This is a genomic window from Candidatus Zixiibacteriota bacterium (assembly GCA_040756055.1).
Lineage (GTDB): Bacteria > Zixibacteria > MSB-5A5 > GN15 > FEB-12.
The window spans coordinates 25,897-41,656 of sequence record JBFLZR010000009.1 but is presented as its reverse complement, the minus strand read 5'-3'; the positions used below and the strand labels follow the sequence as shown (position 1 = coordinate 41,656).

Genomic DNA, 15,760 nt, shown 5'->3' with positions numbered 1-15,760 from the left:
CAATATGAAAACACTCCCTGTTCTTCTGACAATCGCGATCCTCACATCATCAATAGCGGCAGCCGATGACCTCGGACTTGTCACAATCAAAAATTACTATCAGGCCGAAGTAACCAGAGGGATTCTGGATCCCGCCTACACCCGGGTGGAGGATCGTTTCCTTGCCTCAGTAAACGCCCAGCAGGCCGACCTTTTAACTCAGGCAGGCATTGAGTTTGAGATCGTCATGCGCGATGTCGATGCTTCGGCGACCTATCTCATGTTCCCTCCTCGCAAACCCGACATGGCGCCATCGAATATCCCCGAATCGGTGGACATAGGTATGGGGCTAAAAGTCAGCCCATACAACAGCGAGATAGCGCTTTCTCAGACAGGCAGGGGGAAGTGGAAGGCGGTACCCCTTACAGAACTCAGCGTGGAATATTATTATGTATCCAAGGCAGTCACCGATCTGCTGATGTATCTCGACAGCTACCCATCCGACACGCTGGTGGACCTTGTCAGCCAGGATTCCATCTATGAGTTCGACACCCACCTCGAGGATTTTGAAACCAGATACATATGGACCACTCAAATCGACGCTGCCCGCGACTGGATGGTGCAGAAATTTCTCGACTGGGGTTACACCGATGTTACCACACCGGAGTTTTACTATGGGGGAGACAGGCATTACAACGTGATGGCTGTCAAGCCTGGCTACGCCGAGCCGGATAAGGTGATAGTTGTCGGCGGTCATTACGATTCAATTACTTTTGGGGTGGACCCGGGACCGTATGTCTATGCTCCCGGCGCCGATGATAACGCGTCCGGCACTACAACCATGCTGGAGTTGGCGAGGATCCTCGCTAATGTCCCCTTGCGCAAGACCGTTGTATTTATGGCTTTCTCGGCAGAAGAAGTTGGGCTGTACGGTTCCGCCGCCGCGGCCAGGACATTCTATGAAAATGGAACCAATCTCGAAGTTATGTTCAATTATGATATGGTCGGGTATGACCCTTACAATGAATACAATATTGATCTCGCGGGCGGCGAAAATCTCGCTTACCGCCAGATTTCGGCCCAGGCCGCTACGCGCCTGACCAGCCTTACGCCGATCACCGGGGCTATGGGTACCAGCTCAGATCACTACTCGTTCTACAGATATGGGTTCGAAATTGTCGACGCCATTGAATCCAACTTCAATTACGACGGCTGGCACACCAACCTCGATGTTTCCGAACGTATGAATTTCGCGTACTTTACCGAAGTGGTCAAGATGGCCATCGCCTCAGTGGGAATCGTGGCGAACAGTGTCCACGCCACAGATATCGAGGAAGTCGTGGATCAGGGTGACGGACACTCGCTGGAAGTGTTCTGGACCGACTGCGACCCCGCATACACATACACATTACATTACGGCACCGTCTCAGGCAGCTATCCTTATTCGATTAGTATCCCGACCGATGTGTGTTCCTGGGTGGTCGATGGTCTCATTACCGGCACCGCGTATTATTTTGCCGTCGAAGGTGAAACCGAAGGCGCTTATCCGGCCAGCTTCCTGCTCGAAGGGAGCGGGGTTCCACTCATCATTCCCAGGATTCCGCAGGGTATATCCCTGAACATCGGAATCCGCCAGATCGGTCTGAATTGGAACTCCAATCGCGAAGCCGATTTGTCCCACTACAGGCTTTATCGCGACGATGGTTCCGGAGCGGTCCTGTACCAAGATAACCTTACCGACACGGTGTATGTTGACACCGGAGTAGAAGCCCTGACAACCTATACTTATTACCTGACAGCTGTGGACCATGACCTGAACGAATCAGGCCCTTCCGCCCAGGTCAGCGGCATGGCCTATACCTTCGACCAGGGAGTTCTGCTGGTCGACGAAACCTACGACGACTGGGTGCTTCCGTCACAGGCAACACAGGAAGCCTATTTTGACAGCATATTCGGCGCGACCACGTATGCTATCGATACCGTGGCCGGTACAACCGATACTCTGAGCCGTCAGAAAGCCGGCCCTTACTCCTCGATCTTCTGGCTGGATGATGACTCCGGTAACAACGATGCACGCTACAGTGAACCGACCCTGGAGTGGTACGCCTCGAATCAGACAAGCATATTCATCGCAGGATGGAAAACCGTAACGTCATGGGTGGACTCACCGGTGGACACCGACCACCTGCTTTACGCGGAGTTCGGTGTAGCAGCGCACAGCATCAACACGCAAAATGATTTCGTCGGCGCCGTCGGACAGAACGGATGGCCATCGCTATCGATGGATACCGATAATACCTGGGCCGGGAAGATGCCATATATGTCGGTACTGACCCCTCGGGCCGGAGTGGAAGTCATCTATACGTTTGACTCGTTCACGGACAATCCCGCCTTCGAGGGCCTCCCGTGCGGGCTGCTTTACGAAACTGCCCACGGCAAGCGCATTGTGCTTTCCTTCCCGCTTTATTTCCTGACGCCGGCTTCGTCCGAAGCCGTGATTGCCATGGCTGTAAATGTTCTGGGCGAGGGTCTGGGTTACGTTCCGTGCGATATCGATGGTTCCGGAGTCGTTGACCCACTTGATCTGGGATACATGGTTGACTATGTCTGGAAAAGCGGAGCCGCGCCGCCCAATCTCAATGCGGCCGATGTCGACGGCAACTGCGAAATCGACCCGCTCGACATCACCTACATAGTCAACTATTTCTATAAAGGTGGTACCGAACCGCTGCCCGGCTGCGTCTACTGATCCACCAGACAAAGTCAATACCATCCGACGGGCGCTGATTGGCGCCCGTCTGTTTATCCGGCCGCTACACCCCCGGCTTCACTCGCAAATAATAGTTGAATCTGCATTTTGACACCGGTAGATTAGTGGTGTTGGCTGAATGACCGCCCGACGGATTTTGCAGCATCGGGCCTGTCTTTCAGCTCAAAGAAAGATGCCCCGCGGAATTAACCGGGAGGCATCAGTATAATCGACTTTCTTAACGGAAGGGGAGACTAACCCAGTTGCTGAACAAAGATGGCCAGGCGAGACTTGTTGCGATCGGCATTCTTTTTATGAATGAGACCGTACGCAACCGCCTTATCCAAAAGCGAGACAACCTCACGATACTTGGGTGTAGCCTCGTCTTTTCTGGTGAGAGCCCGAAGTTCCCGAACGCTGGCTCTCAAGTACGAAGTGTAACCACGGTTGCGCAAACGCCGGGCTTCGGAAGTCTTTATCCGTTTTTTGCAGGACTTATGATGCGGCAATGCTTTTCCTTTCTATTTCCAGTCAACATGTTATCCAAGCCAATCGCTAAAGATAATCGGCAGGAAAATTTTGTCAATAAGTAACATACACAAAAACAGCCTGCTGGGTTCCGCCGGAGTGGTCTCAGGGGCGACCGCCTTCTCAAGAATACTCGGCCTTGTCCGAGAACAGGTTATGGCCTATTACTTTGGCGCCGGCATGGCCACCGACGCGTTTCTGACTGCCTTCAGAATCCCCAATCTGCTCAGAGACCTGTTCGCTGAAGGCGCGCTCTCGGCCGCTTTTATCCCCATTTTCAAGGAAAAACTGGTTACGTCCTCCGAGAAAGAAGCCTTTCGCCTTGCCGATATAGTCATCACCGCCATCTTGCTCGTAGTCGGTTTGATAGTCCTGCTGGGCATTATAGCCTCGCCGGCCATCGTCTATATATCGGCCAACGGGTTTACCGAGATCGCCGAAAAATTCTCACTCACTGTCAACCTGACCAGGGTAATGATGGTTTATTTGCTGCTCGTGTCGTTGTCTGCCCTGGTGATGGGCATGCTGAACTCCTTCGGCAGATTCGGAATCCCGGCTATATCGCCCGCTCTGTTTAATCTTGGCATCATTGTCTTCGTCGTGGCTTTCTACAAGTTCTTCTCCCAGCCTGCCTACACCCTGGCCATAGGGGTACTTCTGGGAGGGGCGGGCCAGTTGGCGATACAACTGCCGGCTCTGTACAAAGTTGGCTACCGCTTCAGACCCATGTTCGGATTTCTCGATGAAACCTTCAAGAGAGTGGTCAACATGCTGACCCCCATGATAGTCGGCCTGTCGGCCGGACGTATCAACATTCTGGTGAGCACTCTTCTGGCATCATTTCTTATGGAAGGTTCTATATCCTTTTTGTCGTACGCCTATCGCCTGATGCACTTTCCTCTCGGCGTCTTTGCCGTGGCTCTTGGCACGGTAGCTCTGCCGGCTGTCTCTGAACTTGTGGCAAAAAAAGACTCGGAAGGCCTCAAAAGGGCTTTTGACCAGACCATCGGCCTCAATATGTTCGTGGTCATTCCATCGGCGGTGTTCCTTGCCCTCATGGGAAAAGAAATCGTAACCCTGATCTACACCTGGGGCGCCTTTTCGGCACAGGACTCAGCGAACACCAGTCTGGCCCTTCTGCATTACTCATACGGTCTGGTAGGGTTTGCGGCAGTGAGGGTTACCGTGCCTTTTTACTACGCCAATAACGATTCCAAACTTCCGATGAAGGCCTCTGTGATATCAGTTGCTCTGAACATCGTACTCTACTATCCGTTGGTCAAGATGTTGAATTTCGCGGGCCTGGCGGCGGCCACATCGCTCTCAGGCCTGTTGAATTTTGCCATATTGCTGTACTTCCTTCCGTCTCGGGGAGTCGAATTTTCTCTGCCACGCCTGGGACTGAACCTATTGAGAGTCAGCGCGGCTTCACTTCTGGCCTTTTATATCGCCAAACTGGTGCCATTGAGTTTTTACAGCGGCAACGCCAGAATAATAGTACGCCTGGAGCAGTTGGTTTTGCCGATGATCGCCGGCATGCTGCTTTATGCTCTCTTCTGCTGGCTCATGGGCGTCAGAGAATTGAAAGATATAATTAAAAGGATTTTCTAACTCAGCCTTTTGCGAAGCGATGGTGCGTAAGTTTCCATCTATCGGCATTCTATTTTGCATCGTTTGCGGAATTGTCCTCGCCGACCAGCTCCACATACCCTCATGGCTCTGGTTGACATCCGGCATGATTGCCGCTACCGGTGGCTTGTTGTATCTCAGCGGCCCTGATTCGGGAAGGGCGGCGCTGTTATTTGGCTTATCGCTGCTGTTTCTGTCCGCGTTCGGATTCTCCATCAGATATGTAGATCCCGGGCCCTTAAATGTGATAAACTTCGTCGAAAACGCTGAGCGATACCACATCTTCGGCAAGGTGACCGACTGGCCCGACCTGAAAAGTGACCGGACCGAGTTGAAGATGTCCATCGATTCTCTTGTCTCGAACAGAACCTTTTATCCCGACGGTGCGATTCTTCTGCGTGTCACTGATACTACCACGGCCATACAGAGGGGAGACCGGCTGGAATTTGAAGCGAAAATCTACCCGCTTCGAGCATCCGGTTTTTCGGCCGCCTTTGATTACCGCCGCTACCTGAACATGAAAGGGGTGTTCGGAATAGTCTACTTGCCGACCCTGCTTGACGTAAGAGTCGACAAGGGCAACCGCTACTCAATCTTTCCCATTATCGATGAATTGCGTGATCTCATAAGAGAATCCCTCTACGCGAATCTGTCGCCACAAAGCGCGGCCATGGCTGCAGGATTTCTAATCGGTGAAACCAGAGATATCCCGGTCGAAGTCTATCAGCGTTTTCGGGATTCCGGCACTCTTCATCTGCTGGCGGTGTCCGGCTCAAACGTCGCCATAGTCCTGTTGTTTTTTATTATGCTGTTGAGGCCGTTATCGCTCAGGCCGAAGCGACGGGCGGCTGTCCTGATCACTGTAATTGTCGTGTTCACGCTGTTGTCGTATGAAGAACCGTCGGTTGTCAGGGCCTCTCTGATGGCGACACTTGTCATAACGGCCGGGCTGCTTCAAAGACGCTACAACCTCAACAACATCATTGCCGCGACCGCGATGATAATCCTGCTGTATGACCCGGCGCAACTTTTCGATGTTGGCTTTCAACTTTCGTTCATTACAGCCTGGGGACTGATTGTCATTCTTCCGATAGCGGCCGAATTCTTCAGGTCCGTACAAAATAAGTGGTGGTACCGGTGGCTGATTTTCCCTCTAATGGTATCGGTGGTGGCCCAATTGTGCTCTCTCGGTGTGATTGCTTACTACTTCGGCCGTGTGCCGCTGATTTCGCCTCTGGCCAATCTTGTGATTGTACCTCTGGTCTCGCTGGCGGTCGCGGGTATTCTGACGGTTCTGGTATCTCATCTCATACTGCCGATGTTGGGAGCATTGTTTGGCTCGCTTCTCAACCTGTTACTGGCGGTCATCTCACACCTGGTTCAATTTCTGGGGAGCGAGAACATGCCCGCCGCAATCGTGCCGGATGCTCCACTTTGGGCCGTAGTGTGTTTCTATGGATTTTTTACCCTTTCGATGTGGTCGATCGGCAAGAAACCTGTCAGACGCGTGCTCGTATTTTCCGCCTTGACTGGTGCTAACATCCTGCTTGCTGCCGCCTTTTTCGCTTCGTTCAATTGGACAGCGGGGCAAAGATTGACTCTACTCAACATTCCCGGTGGCGTCTGCGCCGCGGTTCATCCCACCGGCCAAAACCAGGCTGACCTGATTTTCACGGGCATACAGGGGCGCAACTATCCGATCGATTCCAGGATAATTCAGCCTCTGCTTGACGAACTTGAAATCGAAACGATCGGCAAAATCATTGCCCTGACCGCAGACTACGATGGGATCGACGATCTTTTACGGCTCTCCAGCCGCTATCGCTCACGCCAGATAATCGTACCGAAGCAGTGTTCCGCCGCGCTGCGTGAAGTCTGCGATCGAATGGATTCCCTCAACCTGACCGCCGAAATAACCGTCTTTGCCAATCAGTATCCCCCGGCTGGTCATGGTCGGCGCTGCTATCGCCCCGGTGAAGCGGGTGTCTGGGTCGAAGTCGATAATATGGAAGTGCTGATATGTCATAAGCTGTTGCCGAATAATCGCCTGCCGCAGAAATGCGGGTCCAGAAGAATGCTGGTGATTGGCCAACCCTGGAATGTCACGGAAGACGTATTGTTGGAACTCGAGTCAGCGGGCTTCCAAAGCTTATTCTGTTCAAAATTAGAACAGCGAATTGCCTGGCCAGCGGCCGATAATCCCCTCGTAGAGGTCCAGGACCTGAATGCTGCCGGAACATTAAGCCTCGACCTGAAATAGGCTTCTTTGAGTCCGCCACATCGGATTTTTTCCGATAAAGAAAATCGCCCTAATACCCGATAATTATAAAGAATTATCGGAACTGCTATAGAGCATCCTGAACCCAGGATTGAGGATTAAAAATGAGCTTAGCCGGCAACTTAAAAACCGTCTCGTTTCCGGATATCCTGCAGCTTTTGGCTACCGGAAAAAAGACAGGCATATTCGAAGTTAAAACAGCCACCCGACAAAAAGAAGTAGCCTTCAAGGGGGGCAACATAATCTATGCCTCCTCCGTGAACTCGTCGGAGGATCTGCTCGGCAATATGCTGCTTCGCAGGGGTAAAATCACCAAGTCTGATCTGGACAGGGCCATCGCCCTGCACAAACAAACCGGAAGACAACTCGGCACCACGCTGATAGACATGAATCTTTTCCACAAAGACGATATCGCCGAGTGCCTCCGCTTGCAGATCGAAGAGATCGTTTATAATCTCTTCTCGTGGCAGGATGGCGACTTCGTTTTTCACGAAGGAGCCGCACCTTCCAGCGCGCCCTTCCTGATCGAATTGAACACCATGAACGTTATCATGGAAGGTACCCGTCGTATCGACGAATGGATGGAGATTCAAAAGGTTCTTCCGCCGGATGATGTACTCCTGGCGCTTGCCAAATCTCCCAGGGTCACCAAGGAAGATATAACCGTTTCCCTTGAAGAATACCGGGTCATGGCTCTGATAAACGGCGAGCGGACCCTGCCTGACCTTATTAATATTTCTCCAATGGGCGAATTCGTGACCTGCCGGTCAGTCTACCGTCTTATTGTCGGGAACCTCATTGAAGTCGTCGGTCGGCGCGAGGACAGTCCCGAAGAGAAAGAAGATGAAGAGGAAATAATACTCGGGGTGCTTTTTCACCTGTACAACAATTGTTTCTTCAAGATTCGCAGTCTGGTCGATGACGTCCTCGGAGAAAACAACGGTCTCTTCGCGGATTTCGCCTCACAATATCGCAGCGGCGTCTTCACTTACTTTCCGGGTGTTGACCCGGCTTCCGACCTGTCTCCGTCATTCGAAAAGTTCGTCTCTACGGCACGCACTTTTCCCTCCGAGGTCAGGCTGCACAAGCTGATGTCAGGGTTGGAGAGCATGCTGTCCGAACAGTTGGAATATGTCTTTCAACTGCTCGGCGTGAGCCTTTATCGCGAAGCCGCTGTTCAGGTAAAAAAGGAAATCGCCGAACCGCTGGCCGTGCGACGCGAACTCGTAAAAAGATTTGGAATCGACGACGGTTTTTATAAAACAATGAAAAGAGCAGATAAAGTCGTCAAGATGGTAAGAGGGTAATAATGAAAAGGATTTTCTGTTTTAGCGCAGTAAGCGTCCTGGTCTCATACAGTCAGGCAATGGCAGCTAATCTGGCGGTGATTGTATCCCCGCCGACCGCCTTGAAGATTGTGATTCTCGGGATCGCTGTGGGTTGTGTGGTTGTCTCGCTTAAAGTGGTCAACGTACTCAAAGGAGGACTGCTCTCCAGGAGTTGGCAGATCCTTATGCTCGCTTTCGCGGTCCTTGCGGTTTCCCAGCTGACCGGATTGCTTCAGGACACCGAAATCATAGCCATCCCGAGCTTCGTAGTCCCTGTGTTATGGGTCGCGATGGCAGGGTTGTTCCTGTTCGGGATATTTGAAGCGAAAAAGATACTGGACTGAGAGAAAACAAATAAGTTGACATAAGTCACTGTAACGAACATAATTATATATCGGGCAAAATTTTATACCCGGTAAGAGACTGTTAAATAATAACTTCGAAGTATCAGATGATTAGTGCTGTTGAAATAGACGATCGGATCAATAAATGTCAGAAGATTCTCGACGTTGATCCTAATTCACAGATCTTTGCCGCGCTGGCCGAGGCTTATCGAAAGAAAGGCGAATTGGAAAAAGCATTTCGCATCTGCCAGAACGGACTTAAGATCCATCCGTCTTATGGCTCAGCCCACGTCGTTATGGCAAAAATCAATCTCGATCGCGGCCTGTATGACTGGGCCGAAATCGAGGCCAACAAGGCAGCCGAGATTGACGGAGTGACGCGCACTATTGAATTACTTCTCGCTGAAATATACATCTATAAGGGAGAGTTTCAGCAGGCGGTTAAACTGCTTCGTAAACTCACCGAGGCCGATCCCCAGAACGACCAGATCAAAAGGTTGCTGGAAATAGCCCTCAAAATCCCTCAGGAGCGCGAAAAAGCGGTTGAATCAGCGACCGTTCAAACCGACGAAAAGGCCAGTCAGACCGATGAGGTCCCTGTCGCAAAAGAATCATCGGAATCTGAAAAACTGACCGCGCGGCAGGTGATTGAAATGGCGATGACCATTCCCGGTATCGATGGTACCCTGCTTGTCAATTTTGAAGGGCTGGTCATAGACTCCGAATGGAACCTGACCATGGATTCATCTCTGTGCAGTGCTACCCTGAGCGATGTAGGGCACCTGCTCAGTCAGGACCTGGTGAAAAGCTCATTCGGTAATTTCTATAGCGTATTGATAGAAACAATGAACATGACCTTCTATCTGGTCCGTGTTCATGATGGTTTGTTCCTGTTTGTGGCCAACGAATCGGCCAATCTGGGAACACTGAGAATGAAGGTCGAAAACTTGCTGGTGTCGTACCGGTGAACAATAAAGGATGACAGATGGAAATAAGCGGACGCATAGCAAGACAAATACTGCTTCTGTCTCTGTTGGTTTTGGTCGTGTCAATGCTGATCTTCCCCAAGAGATACGGAACGGATCTATCCGAAGCGCCACTCATCAATATAGTCTATGAGCTGGCGTTCTATGGACTCGTGGTCCATTTGCTTAACCGCCGGCTTTCGCCGCTTCAGTTGATCTCGTCAGCAGGATTGTGCATGGTTTACCGGTTTGCTCTGGGAGCGCTGACCGGACTGTTAATCGCCATTATGTATCAATGGCAGGTGAAAATGGCCGTGTTGGCAGGGATGGGGAGTTATCTCCCGGCGATGCTTTTACACATAGTGGCTACGCCGTTTATTCTCCTGCCGGTGGTACAGGGGCTCCATTCACCGCGGGCGCGCGCCAAAACCCCGTCCGCCTCCAAGCCCGCGGCCCAGCCGCAAGGTTTCGGATCAACGTCGGTGGCGGTTTCACGAGAGAAAGGCTTCAGCCAATCCACTATATCCATGCCGAAGGAAGAGGAGTTCACGACCAGGAGCTCCGGCTCTTCAACCGGCAGCACCGGATTCGGCGAAGGCAACGCGTTCGATCGCGCTACGCGATATATAGGCGAGGATGGTTCGGTGCTGATGGCGGCGGTGGTTGATCATGAGGGATTGCTCTTGGGCAATTTCAGTCGCCGCGGTGTTGAATCTGAAGACTGGGCTCCGTTTGCCCTGTCTCTCATTGAAGCCAACCGTCAGGTTGTATCAAGACTGCAATGTGAGCCGCCCGAAAAGGTCGATATGCTCTTTGAAGACAAGAAAATTGTAGTGGCTCGCGAAAAAGCCTACTGCCTGATGGTAGTGGCGGAGCGGGCTATGGACGATGTTCTAAACATTCGTATAAATCAGGGGCTGGAAATGATAAGAAAATATGTGACTGAACGATACAGCGAAAAGCTTATCGAGAACGTGGAGAGAAGCTATGTATGACGTACTGGACGATTTGAATAAGACGACCGGAGTCACCGGTTCGATGCTCGTCGGCAACGATGGCATCGTCATAGCCGCGAATCTGGACGAATCGTTTGAGAGCGAAGCCATTGGAGCCCTGGCGGCGTCAATAACGACTAACATCAGAAAATCGCTCGACCGGTTAAATACGACTCCGCTCAAACAGGTGACCATTGAAGCTGAACAGGGCAAATTGTTTTTCTCGGATGCCGGTCTGGGGATACTGGTCGTTACCACTGAAAAACAGGTCAATATCGGACTAATCCGCCTGGAAATTAAAAACGCGATAAGCAAGCTCAAACTGGCAGGGTAAACAATTACAAACTTACAGGAATTTTCAGTATGGTATCCATAAACTACTCGTCGCGTGAAGTCTGTTGCAAAATTGTATACTACGGGCCAGGCCTGTCCGGCAAAACCACCAATTTGCTGTACGTCCATGCCAAGGTCCCGTCGGATACGCGCGGCAAAATGATATCACTGGCCACCGAGGCGGACCGAACACTGTATTTTGATTTTCTGCCCATCAATATCGGTACCATCAACGGTTTTGCGGCTAAGTTCCAATTGTATACCGTCCCCGGCCAGGTATACTACAACGCTACAAGGAAGTTGGTACTTCGAGGTGTCGATGGAGTAGTGTTCGTGGCTGACAGTCAGCCGGATAAAATGGACGAGAATATCGAGTCGCTGATCAACCTCGAGGAAAACCTCAGGGAATACGGCTACGATATCAACGATATGCCTATGGTCATTCAGTACAACAAGCGAGACTTGCCGGGTGTGCTCCCGGTTGAGGCGCTCAATGCCCGGCTGAACACCCGCGGCCGGCCGCATTTCGAAGCTTCCGCCACCGTTGGCAACGGAGTCTTTGATACTCTCAAGTTGATCATCAAGCTGGTGCTGGAGAAGGCCAAGGGCAGCGCTTCCAATAGACCCAAACCGGGCGTGAGTTACCACGAGCCACCGGTTGCTCAGGCTCCCGTCTCAGCGTCGGCGCAATCCGTCGCGGTCTCCGCACCCGTATCAATGCCGCCGGCAGCGGCTACCATAGGTACTCAGATATCGGCTGACGGTCGGTCCGCCGCGAGCGGCGGAAGATCAACACAGCCAATTCAGACCGGCGCGACTTCCACCGCAACCGAGGAAGAACCTCCGCCTGCGGCTGAATCGAAATCACAATATCGTCCTTATCCGGGGAGTGACAAAGCGGCGGAAAACGCCAGAAAGATATCTGCGGCCAAGTTCACCCCCTCCGCTTCACCTGAGGTTGACGATTACGGAAATAGAGCCAGTAGTGTCAAAAAGGGTATAGCCGACTCGCCTGACAGCGGCGCATCGTTGGCTTCGCCCGCTATGGCACCGTCATTGAAACGCCGCGGCGATATTAAAAAGCGCGGGTTCTTTAAACGCTTATTTGGAATAAAATAGTCATCTAGGAGGCTGAAATGGCTGATGATAGTCTGATATTTTACGAAGAAGAAATTAACCAGATTGATGCGTTGATTTCAAAAATGCTCAAAGGAGCCGAGGCGAAATGCGCTCTCTTGGTTGACAAGGACGGCCACCTTATCACGAGGCAGGGGTTTACTCACTCTCTCGACACGACCGCTCTTGCCGCTTTGTTAGCCGGGTCATTCGCTTCCACGAAAGAAATCGCCCGTCTCGTCGGTGAACCGGAATTCTCAGTGCTCTTTCATCAGGGAAAGAAGGACAACATTCACATGTCCCTGGTTGGAGACCGCTCGATTCTGGTGGTGATCTTCGATGACCGGACCACTATTGGTATGGTACGTCTGTACGCAAAGGAAACATCTATCGAACTGGGCAAAATTTTCGAGAAAATTAAAGAGCAGGCGGCCGATGGCGCCAAGGCCGGGATTTCAAGCGATTTCGCCAGCCAAGCCGAGGATAAGCTCGACGACATCTTTCAGGATTAAAGTTGCCAATCGTTAGATAAACAGACGTTGTTTTAACCTGTTTACTTCGAGTTTCTAAGACTATGTCCACTGAACTTAGCGCCATGCTGGTCAAAGCCGGCAAGATTACGCAGGAACAAGCCGAGAAGGCGCTCGCCTCAGCTAAAGACAAAAAGGAAAAGTTCGAAGCCGCCCTGGTCAGGTTGGGCGCTGTCGAATCTGAGGACGATATTGCCAAATTCGTCGGCAAACACCTCAAGATCGGCGCTCTCCGGCTGGCCGATATCGAACTGAACCCGGACATAGTAAAACTCATCCCGCTCGATATCGCCCGCAAATTCAAGGTTGTCGCGGTATCGAAACTGAACAAGACCCTTCTGGTGGCCATCAGCGACCCAAACAATATTTACGTCCTCGATGCCATCAAGTTTATCACCGGATGCACCGTGCAGCCGGTAATCTCGCCCGAAAAGGCTATCGAAAAAGCGATCGAAGCCTACTATACGGACAGTGACGGATTGTCGGCTATCGTTAAAGGCCTCGAGGAGGACTCCGACCTCGAAGTAGTCTCCGATGAGGAATCCCCCAGCGAATCGGACCTTCTCTCACAGATTCAGGACAAACCGCTGGTAAAACTGGTCGACTCGATTATTGCCGATGCGATCAGGATGGGCGCCTCCGATATTCACTTCGAAATGTATGAGAAAAGAATTCGCGTACGCTACAGAATCGATGGCGACTTGCGGGAGATGGCTCCGCTGCCGTACAAGTACCGCGCTGCTATCGTCTCGCGCATAAAAATCATGGCCGAACTCGATATCTCCGAGCGCCGCCTCCCACAAGACGGCCGCATAAAAATCAAGATCGCCGGTCGTACCGTCGATCTTCGTGTTTCGGTGCTGCCCACGATATTCGGCGAAAAGGTCGTTATGCGTATTCTGGATCCGATGGCCCTCATGGTCGACATGACCAGACTCGGTTTCAGGGAAGAAGACCTTAAGAAATTCAACGAAAAGATTCACCTGCCCTACGGCATCATCCTGGTTACAGGTCCTACCGGATCCGGTAAAACCACTACTTTGTATTCGGCGCTGAAGCAGATCAACACCATAGATGTGAATATCATGACGGCTGAGGACCCGGTCGAGTTCAACTTCGATGGTATCAACCAGGTAGCCGTCAAATCAGATATCGGCATGACCTTTGCCGCCGCCCTGCGCTCTTTCTTGCGTCAGGACCCGGATATCATCATGGTCGGTGAGATTCGTGACAGCGAGACAGCGGAAATCGCTATCCGCGCCGCTCTGACGGGTCATTTGGTGTTCTCGACCCTTCACACCAACGACGCCCCGTCATCTATTAACCGCTTAATTGATATGGGCGTACCTTACTACCTGGTGGCCTCGGCGACAAAGATGATTATGGCTCAGCGTATGATGCGCAAAATCTGCCAGAGCTGTAAGGAAGAGATCAATCTGACCGAAGAACAGGTCCAGAGTTTCGGAGTTCCCAAAGAACTGCTCAGAAACATCCGAGCTTTCCGCGGTGTCGGCTGTAACGACTGCAACAACACCGGCGTGGCCGGGCGAACCGGCATCTATGAAGTCATGCCGATTACCGCCGAAATCGAGTCGCTTATTCTGGCTCGGGCCAGCGACTCCGACATCAGAAAAACCGCCATGGAACAGGGTATGTTCAGCTTGCGTATGGCCGCCGTGGATAAAATGAAGGCCGGAGTAGTCAGTATCGACGAAGTCTTCTCGGTAACCTCTGCCGGCGCCTGAACCCTCAAATAAATTCCTTGTAGTCCAAGAGCTTAGGCTCAAAAATAAGCCTAAATTCTTTCAAGATTCGACTAAATAATCCGATAATAATAGCAAACGCTGTTTTGTACCAAATTGATAAAATTTTAAGCTGTCTGGAGATAATAGATGGTATCCCTGCGCGAATTACTTGAGCAGATGGTCAAAATGGGTGCCTCCGACTTACACCTGACCGTCGGTTCGCCACCGGTCGTGAGAGTTGACGGCAAGCTTCAAAGACTGAATCACGACATCCTCACCAGCGAACAAACCAAGAAGCTCTCATACTCGATGCTCAATGAAAAACAGAAACAGAAGTTCGAACAGAACTCCGAACTCGACTTCTCCTTCGGTATCGAGCAGATGAGCCGCTTTCGCTGCAACATGTTCATGCAGCGGGGCAACGTCGCCGTCGCCTTACGTCAGATACCTTACAAGATCAGGACCTTCGACGAACTCGGACTTCCCAAAGTAATTAGCGACTTCTCGAGACTCCCCAGGGGCCTCGTGCTCGTTACCGGGCCTACCGGTTCCGGTAAATCCACAACGCTGGCTTCGATCATTGACAAAATTAACAAGGAACGCCCGGTCCATATTATCACCGTCGAAGATCCCATCGAGTATCTTCACCGGCATCAAACAGCGCTGATCAATCAACGCGAAGTCTACTCCGACACCCAGAGCTTCGCTGCCGCCCTGAAGTACGCTCTGCGTGAGGATCCCGATGTCGTACTGATCGGCGAGATGCGCGATCTGGAGACTATCGAAGCGGCGCTCTCGATATCGGAAACGGGACATCTTGCCTTCGCGACGCTGCACACCAACTCGGCCTCGGAATCTATCAACCGAATAATTGACGCTTTCCCGACCAACCAGCAGGAACAGATTCGAATTTCGCTGTCCTTCACGCTTCAGGCTATCGTATCGCAGACTCTCATTCCCAAGATCGGCGGCGGACGCGTCATGGCCATGGAAATCCTGGTCGTAACGCCGGCTATCAGGGCGCTCGTAAGGGATGACAAAGTGCACCAGATATACTCCATGATTCAGTCCGGACAGAAGTTTGGAATGAAGACCATGAATCAGTCTCTTGCCGAGCTGTATCAGACCGGCAAGATAACGATAAATGACGCTATGAATTGCAGTCACAATCCTCAGGAATTGAGTGAGTCGCTGTCAAAACAGAAAACCGCGGCTTTTTGATTAAGCCGTTTTTTAGAAAG

Annotated in this window: 12 protein-coding genes and 1 pseudogene; 12 read left to right on the top strand and 1 reads right to left on the bottom strand. The window is 51.6% G+C overall.

Annotated elements, in window-relative coordinates:
* Window positions 1-4: 4 nt before the first annotated feature.
* Window positions 5-2,728 (top strand): M20/M25/M40 family metallo-hydrolase, encoded by a 2,724-nt coding sequence (locus AB1483_13505; GenBank protein ID MEW6413466.1) that lies wholly within the window; start codon window positions 5-7, stop codon window positions 2,726-2,728.
* 254 nt (window positions 2,729-2,982) lie between these two features.
* On the opposite strand, the gene rpsT is transcribed toward AB1483_13505, so the two are convergent.
* Entirely contained in the window at window positions 2,983-3,237 is a 255-nt protein-coding gene (rpsT, locus tag AB1483_13500; GenBank protein ID MEW6413465.1) for a 30S ribosomal protein S20, read from the bottom strand.
* Between the two features lie 70 nt (window positions 3,238-3,307).
* Between rpsT and murJ the strand changes: the two genes are divergently transcribed.
* From murJ to AB1483_13445, 11 genes and pseudogenes are all read left to right on the top strand, one after another.
* A complete protein-coding gene (murJ, locus tag AB1483_13495; protein MEW6413464.1) occupies window positions 3,308-4,867 on the top strand; it encodes a murein biosynthesis integral membrane protein MurJ in 1,560 nt (519 codons plus the stop codon).
* Window positions 4,868-4,886: 19 nt separating this feature from the next.
* The gene (locus tag AB1483_13490; protein MEW6413463.1) at window positions 4,887-7,145 is read left to right on the top strand and encodes a ComEC/Rec2 family competence protein; all 2,259 of its coding nucleotides are present in this window, start codon (window positions 4,887-4,889) and stop codon (window positions 7,143-7,145) included.
* A 122-nt stretch (window positions 7,146-7,267) separates the two neighbouring features.
* Window positions 7,268-8,470, top strand: a complete 1,203-nt coding sequence (locus AB1483_13485; GenBank protein MEW6413462.1) for a DUF4388 domain-containing protein — start codon at window positions 7,268-7,270, stop codon at window positions 8,468-8,470.
* Between the two features lie 2 nt (window positions 8,471-8,472).
* The gene (locus AB1483_13480) at window positions 8,473-8,835 is read left to right on the top strand and encodes a hypothetical protein (GenBank protein ID MEW6413461.1); all 363 of its coding nucleotides are present in this window, start codon (window positions 8,473-8,475) and stop codon (window positions 8,833-8,835) included.
* 107 nt (window positions 8,836-8,942) lie between these two features.
* Window positions 8,943-9,803: a roadblock/LC7 domain-containing protein gene (locus AB1483_13475; protein MEW6413460.1), complete on the top strand. Its 861-nt coding sequence runs from the start codon at window positions 8,943-8,945 to the stop codon at window positions 9,801-9,803.
* 17 nt (window positions 9,804-9,820) lie between these two features.
* Window positions 9,821-10,795, top strand: a complete 975-nt coding sequence (locus tag AB1483_13470; protein MEW6413459.1) for a hypothetical protein — start codon at window positions 9,821-9,823, stop codon at window positions 10,793-10,795.
* A complete protein-coding gene (locus AB1483_13465) occupies window positions 10,788-11,129 on the top strand; it encodes a roadblock/LC7 domain-containing protein (protein ID MEW6413458.1) in 342 nt (113 codons plus the stop codon). Before AB1483_13470 ends, AB1483_13465 begins: the two co-directional genes overlap by 8 nt.
* 29 nt (window positions 11,130-11,158) lie before the next feature.
* A pseudogene (locus AB1483_13460) lies at window positions 11,159-11,734 on the top strand (GTPase domain-containing protein).
* A 530-nt stretch (window positions 11,735-12,264) separates the two neighbouring features.
* Complete coding sequence (locus AB1483_13455; GenBank protein MEW6413457.1) at window positions 12,265-12,756, top strand: roadblock/LC7 domain-containing protein; 492 nt, start codon at window positions 12,265-12,267, stop codon at window positions 12,754-12,756.
* Window positions 12,757-12,818: 62 nt separating this feature from the next.
* Window positions 12,819-14,519 (top strand): type IV-A pilus assembly ATPase PilB, encoded by a 1,701-nt coding sequence (gene pilB, locus AB1483_13450; protein MEW6413456.1) that lies wholly within the window; start codon window positions 12,819-12,821, stop codon window positions 14,517-14,519.
* Window positions 14,520-14,666: 147 nt separating this feature from the next.
* Complete coding sequence (locus AB1483_13445; GenBank protein MEW6413455.1) at window positions 14,667-15,740, top strand: type IV pilus twitching motility protein PilT; 1,074 nt, start codon at window positions 14,667-14,669, stop codon at window positions 15,738-15,740.
* Window positions 15,741-15,760: the final 20 nt, after the last annotated feature.

Bases quoted from the DNA above. Each gene is read 5' to 3' on its own strand.
- AB1483_13505 (MEW6413466.1), top strand. From the start codon at position 5: ATGAAAACACTCCCTGTTCTTCTGACAATCGCGATCCTCACATCATCA.
- AB1483_13490 (MEW6413463.1), top strand. From the start codon at position 4,887: ATGGTGCGTAAGTTTCCATCTATCGGCATTCTATTTTGCATCGTTTGC.
- AB1483_13485 (MEW6413462.1), top strand. From the start codon at position 7,268: ATGAGCTTAGCCGGCAACTTAAAAACCGTCTCGTTTCCGGATATCCTG.
- AB1483_13480 (MEW6413461.1), top strand. From the start codon at position 8,473: ATGAAAAGGATTTTCTGTTTTAGCGCAGTAAGCGTCCTGGTCTCATAC.
- AB1483_13475 (MEW6413460.1), top strand. From the start codon at position 8,943: ATGATTAGTGCTGTTGAAATAGACGATCGGATCAATAAATGTCAGAAG.
- AB1483_13470 (MEW6413459.1), top strand. From the start codon at position 9,821: ATGGAAATAAGCGGACGCATAGCAAGACAAATACTGCTTCTGTCTCTG.
- AB1483_13465 (MEW6413458.1), top strand. From the start codon at position 10,788: ATGTATGACGTACTGGACGATTTGAATAAGACGACCGGAGTCACCGGT.
- AB1483_13455 (MEW6413457.1), top strand. From the start codon at position 12,265: ATGGCTGATGATAGTCTGATATTTTACGAAGAAGAAATTAACCAGATT.
- pilB (MEW6413456.1), top strand. From the start codon at position 12,819: ATGTCCACTGAACTTAGCGCCATGCTGGTCAAAGCCGGCAAGATTACG.
- AB1483_13445 (MEW6413455.1), top strand. From the start codon at position 14,667: ATGGTATCCCTGCGCGAATTACTTGAGCAGATGGTCAAAATGGGTGCC.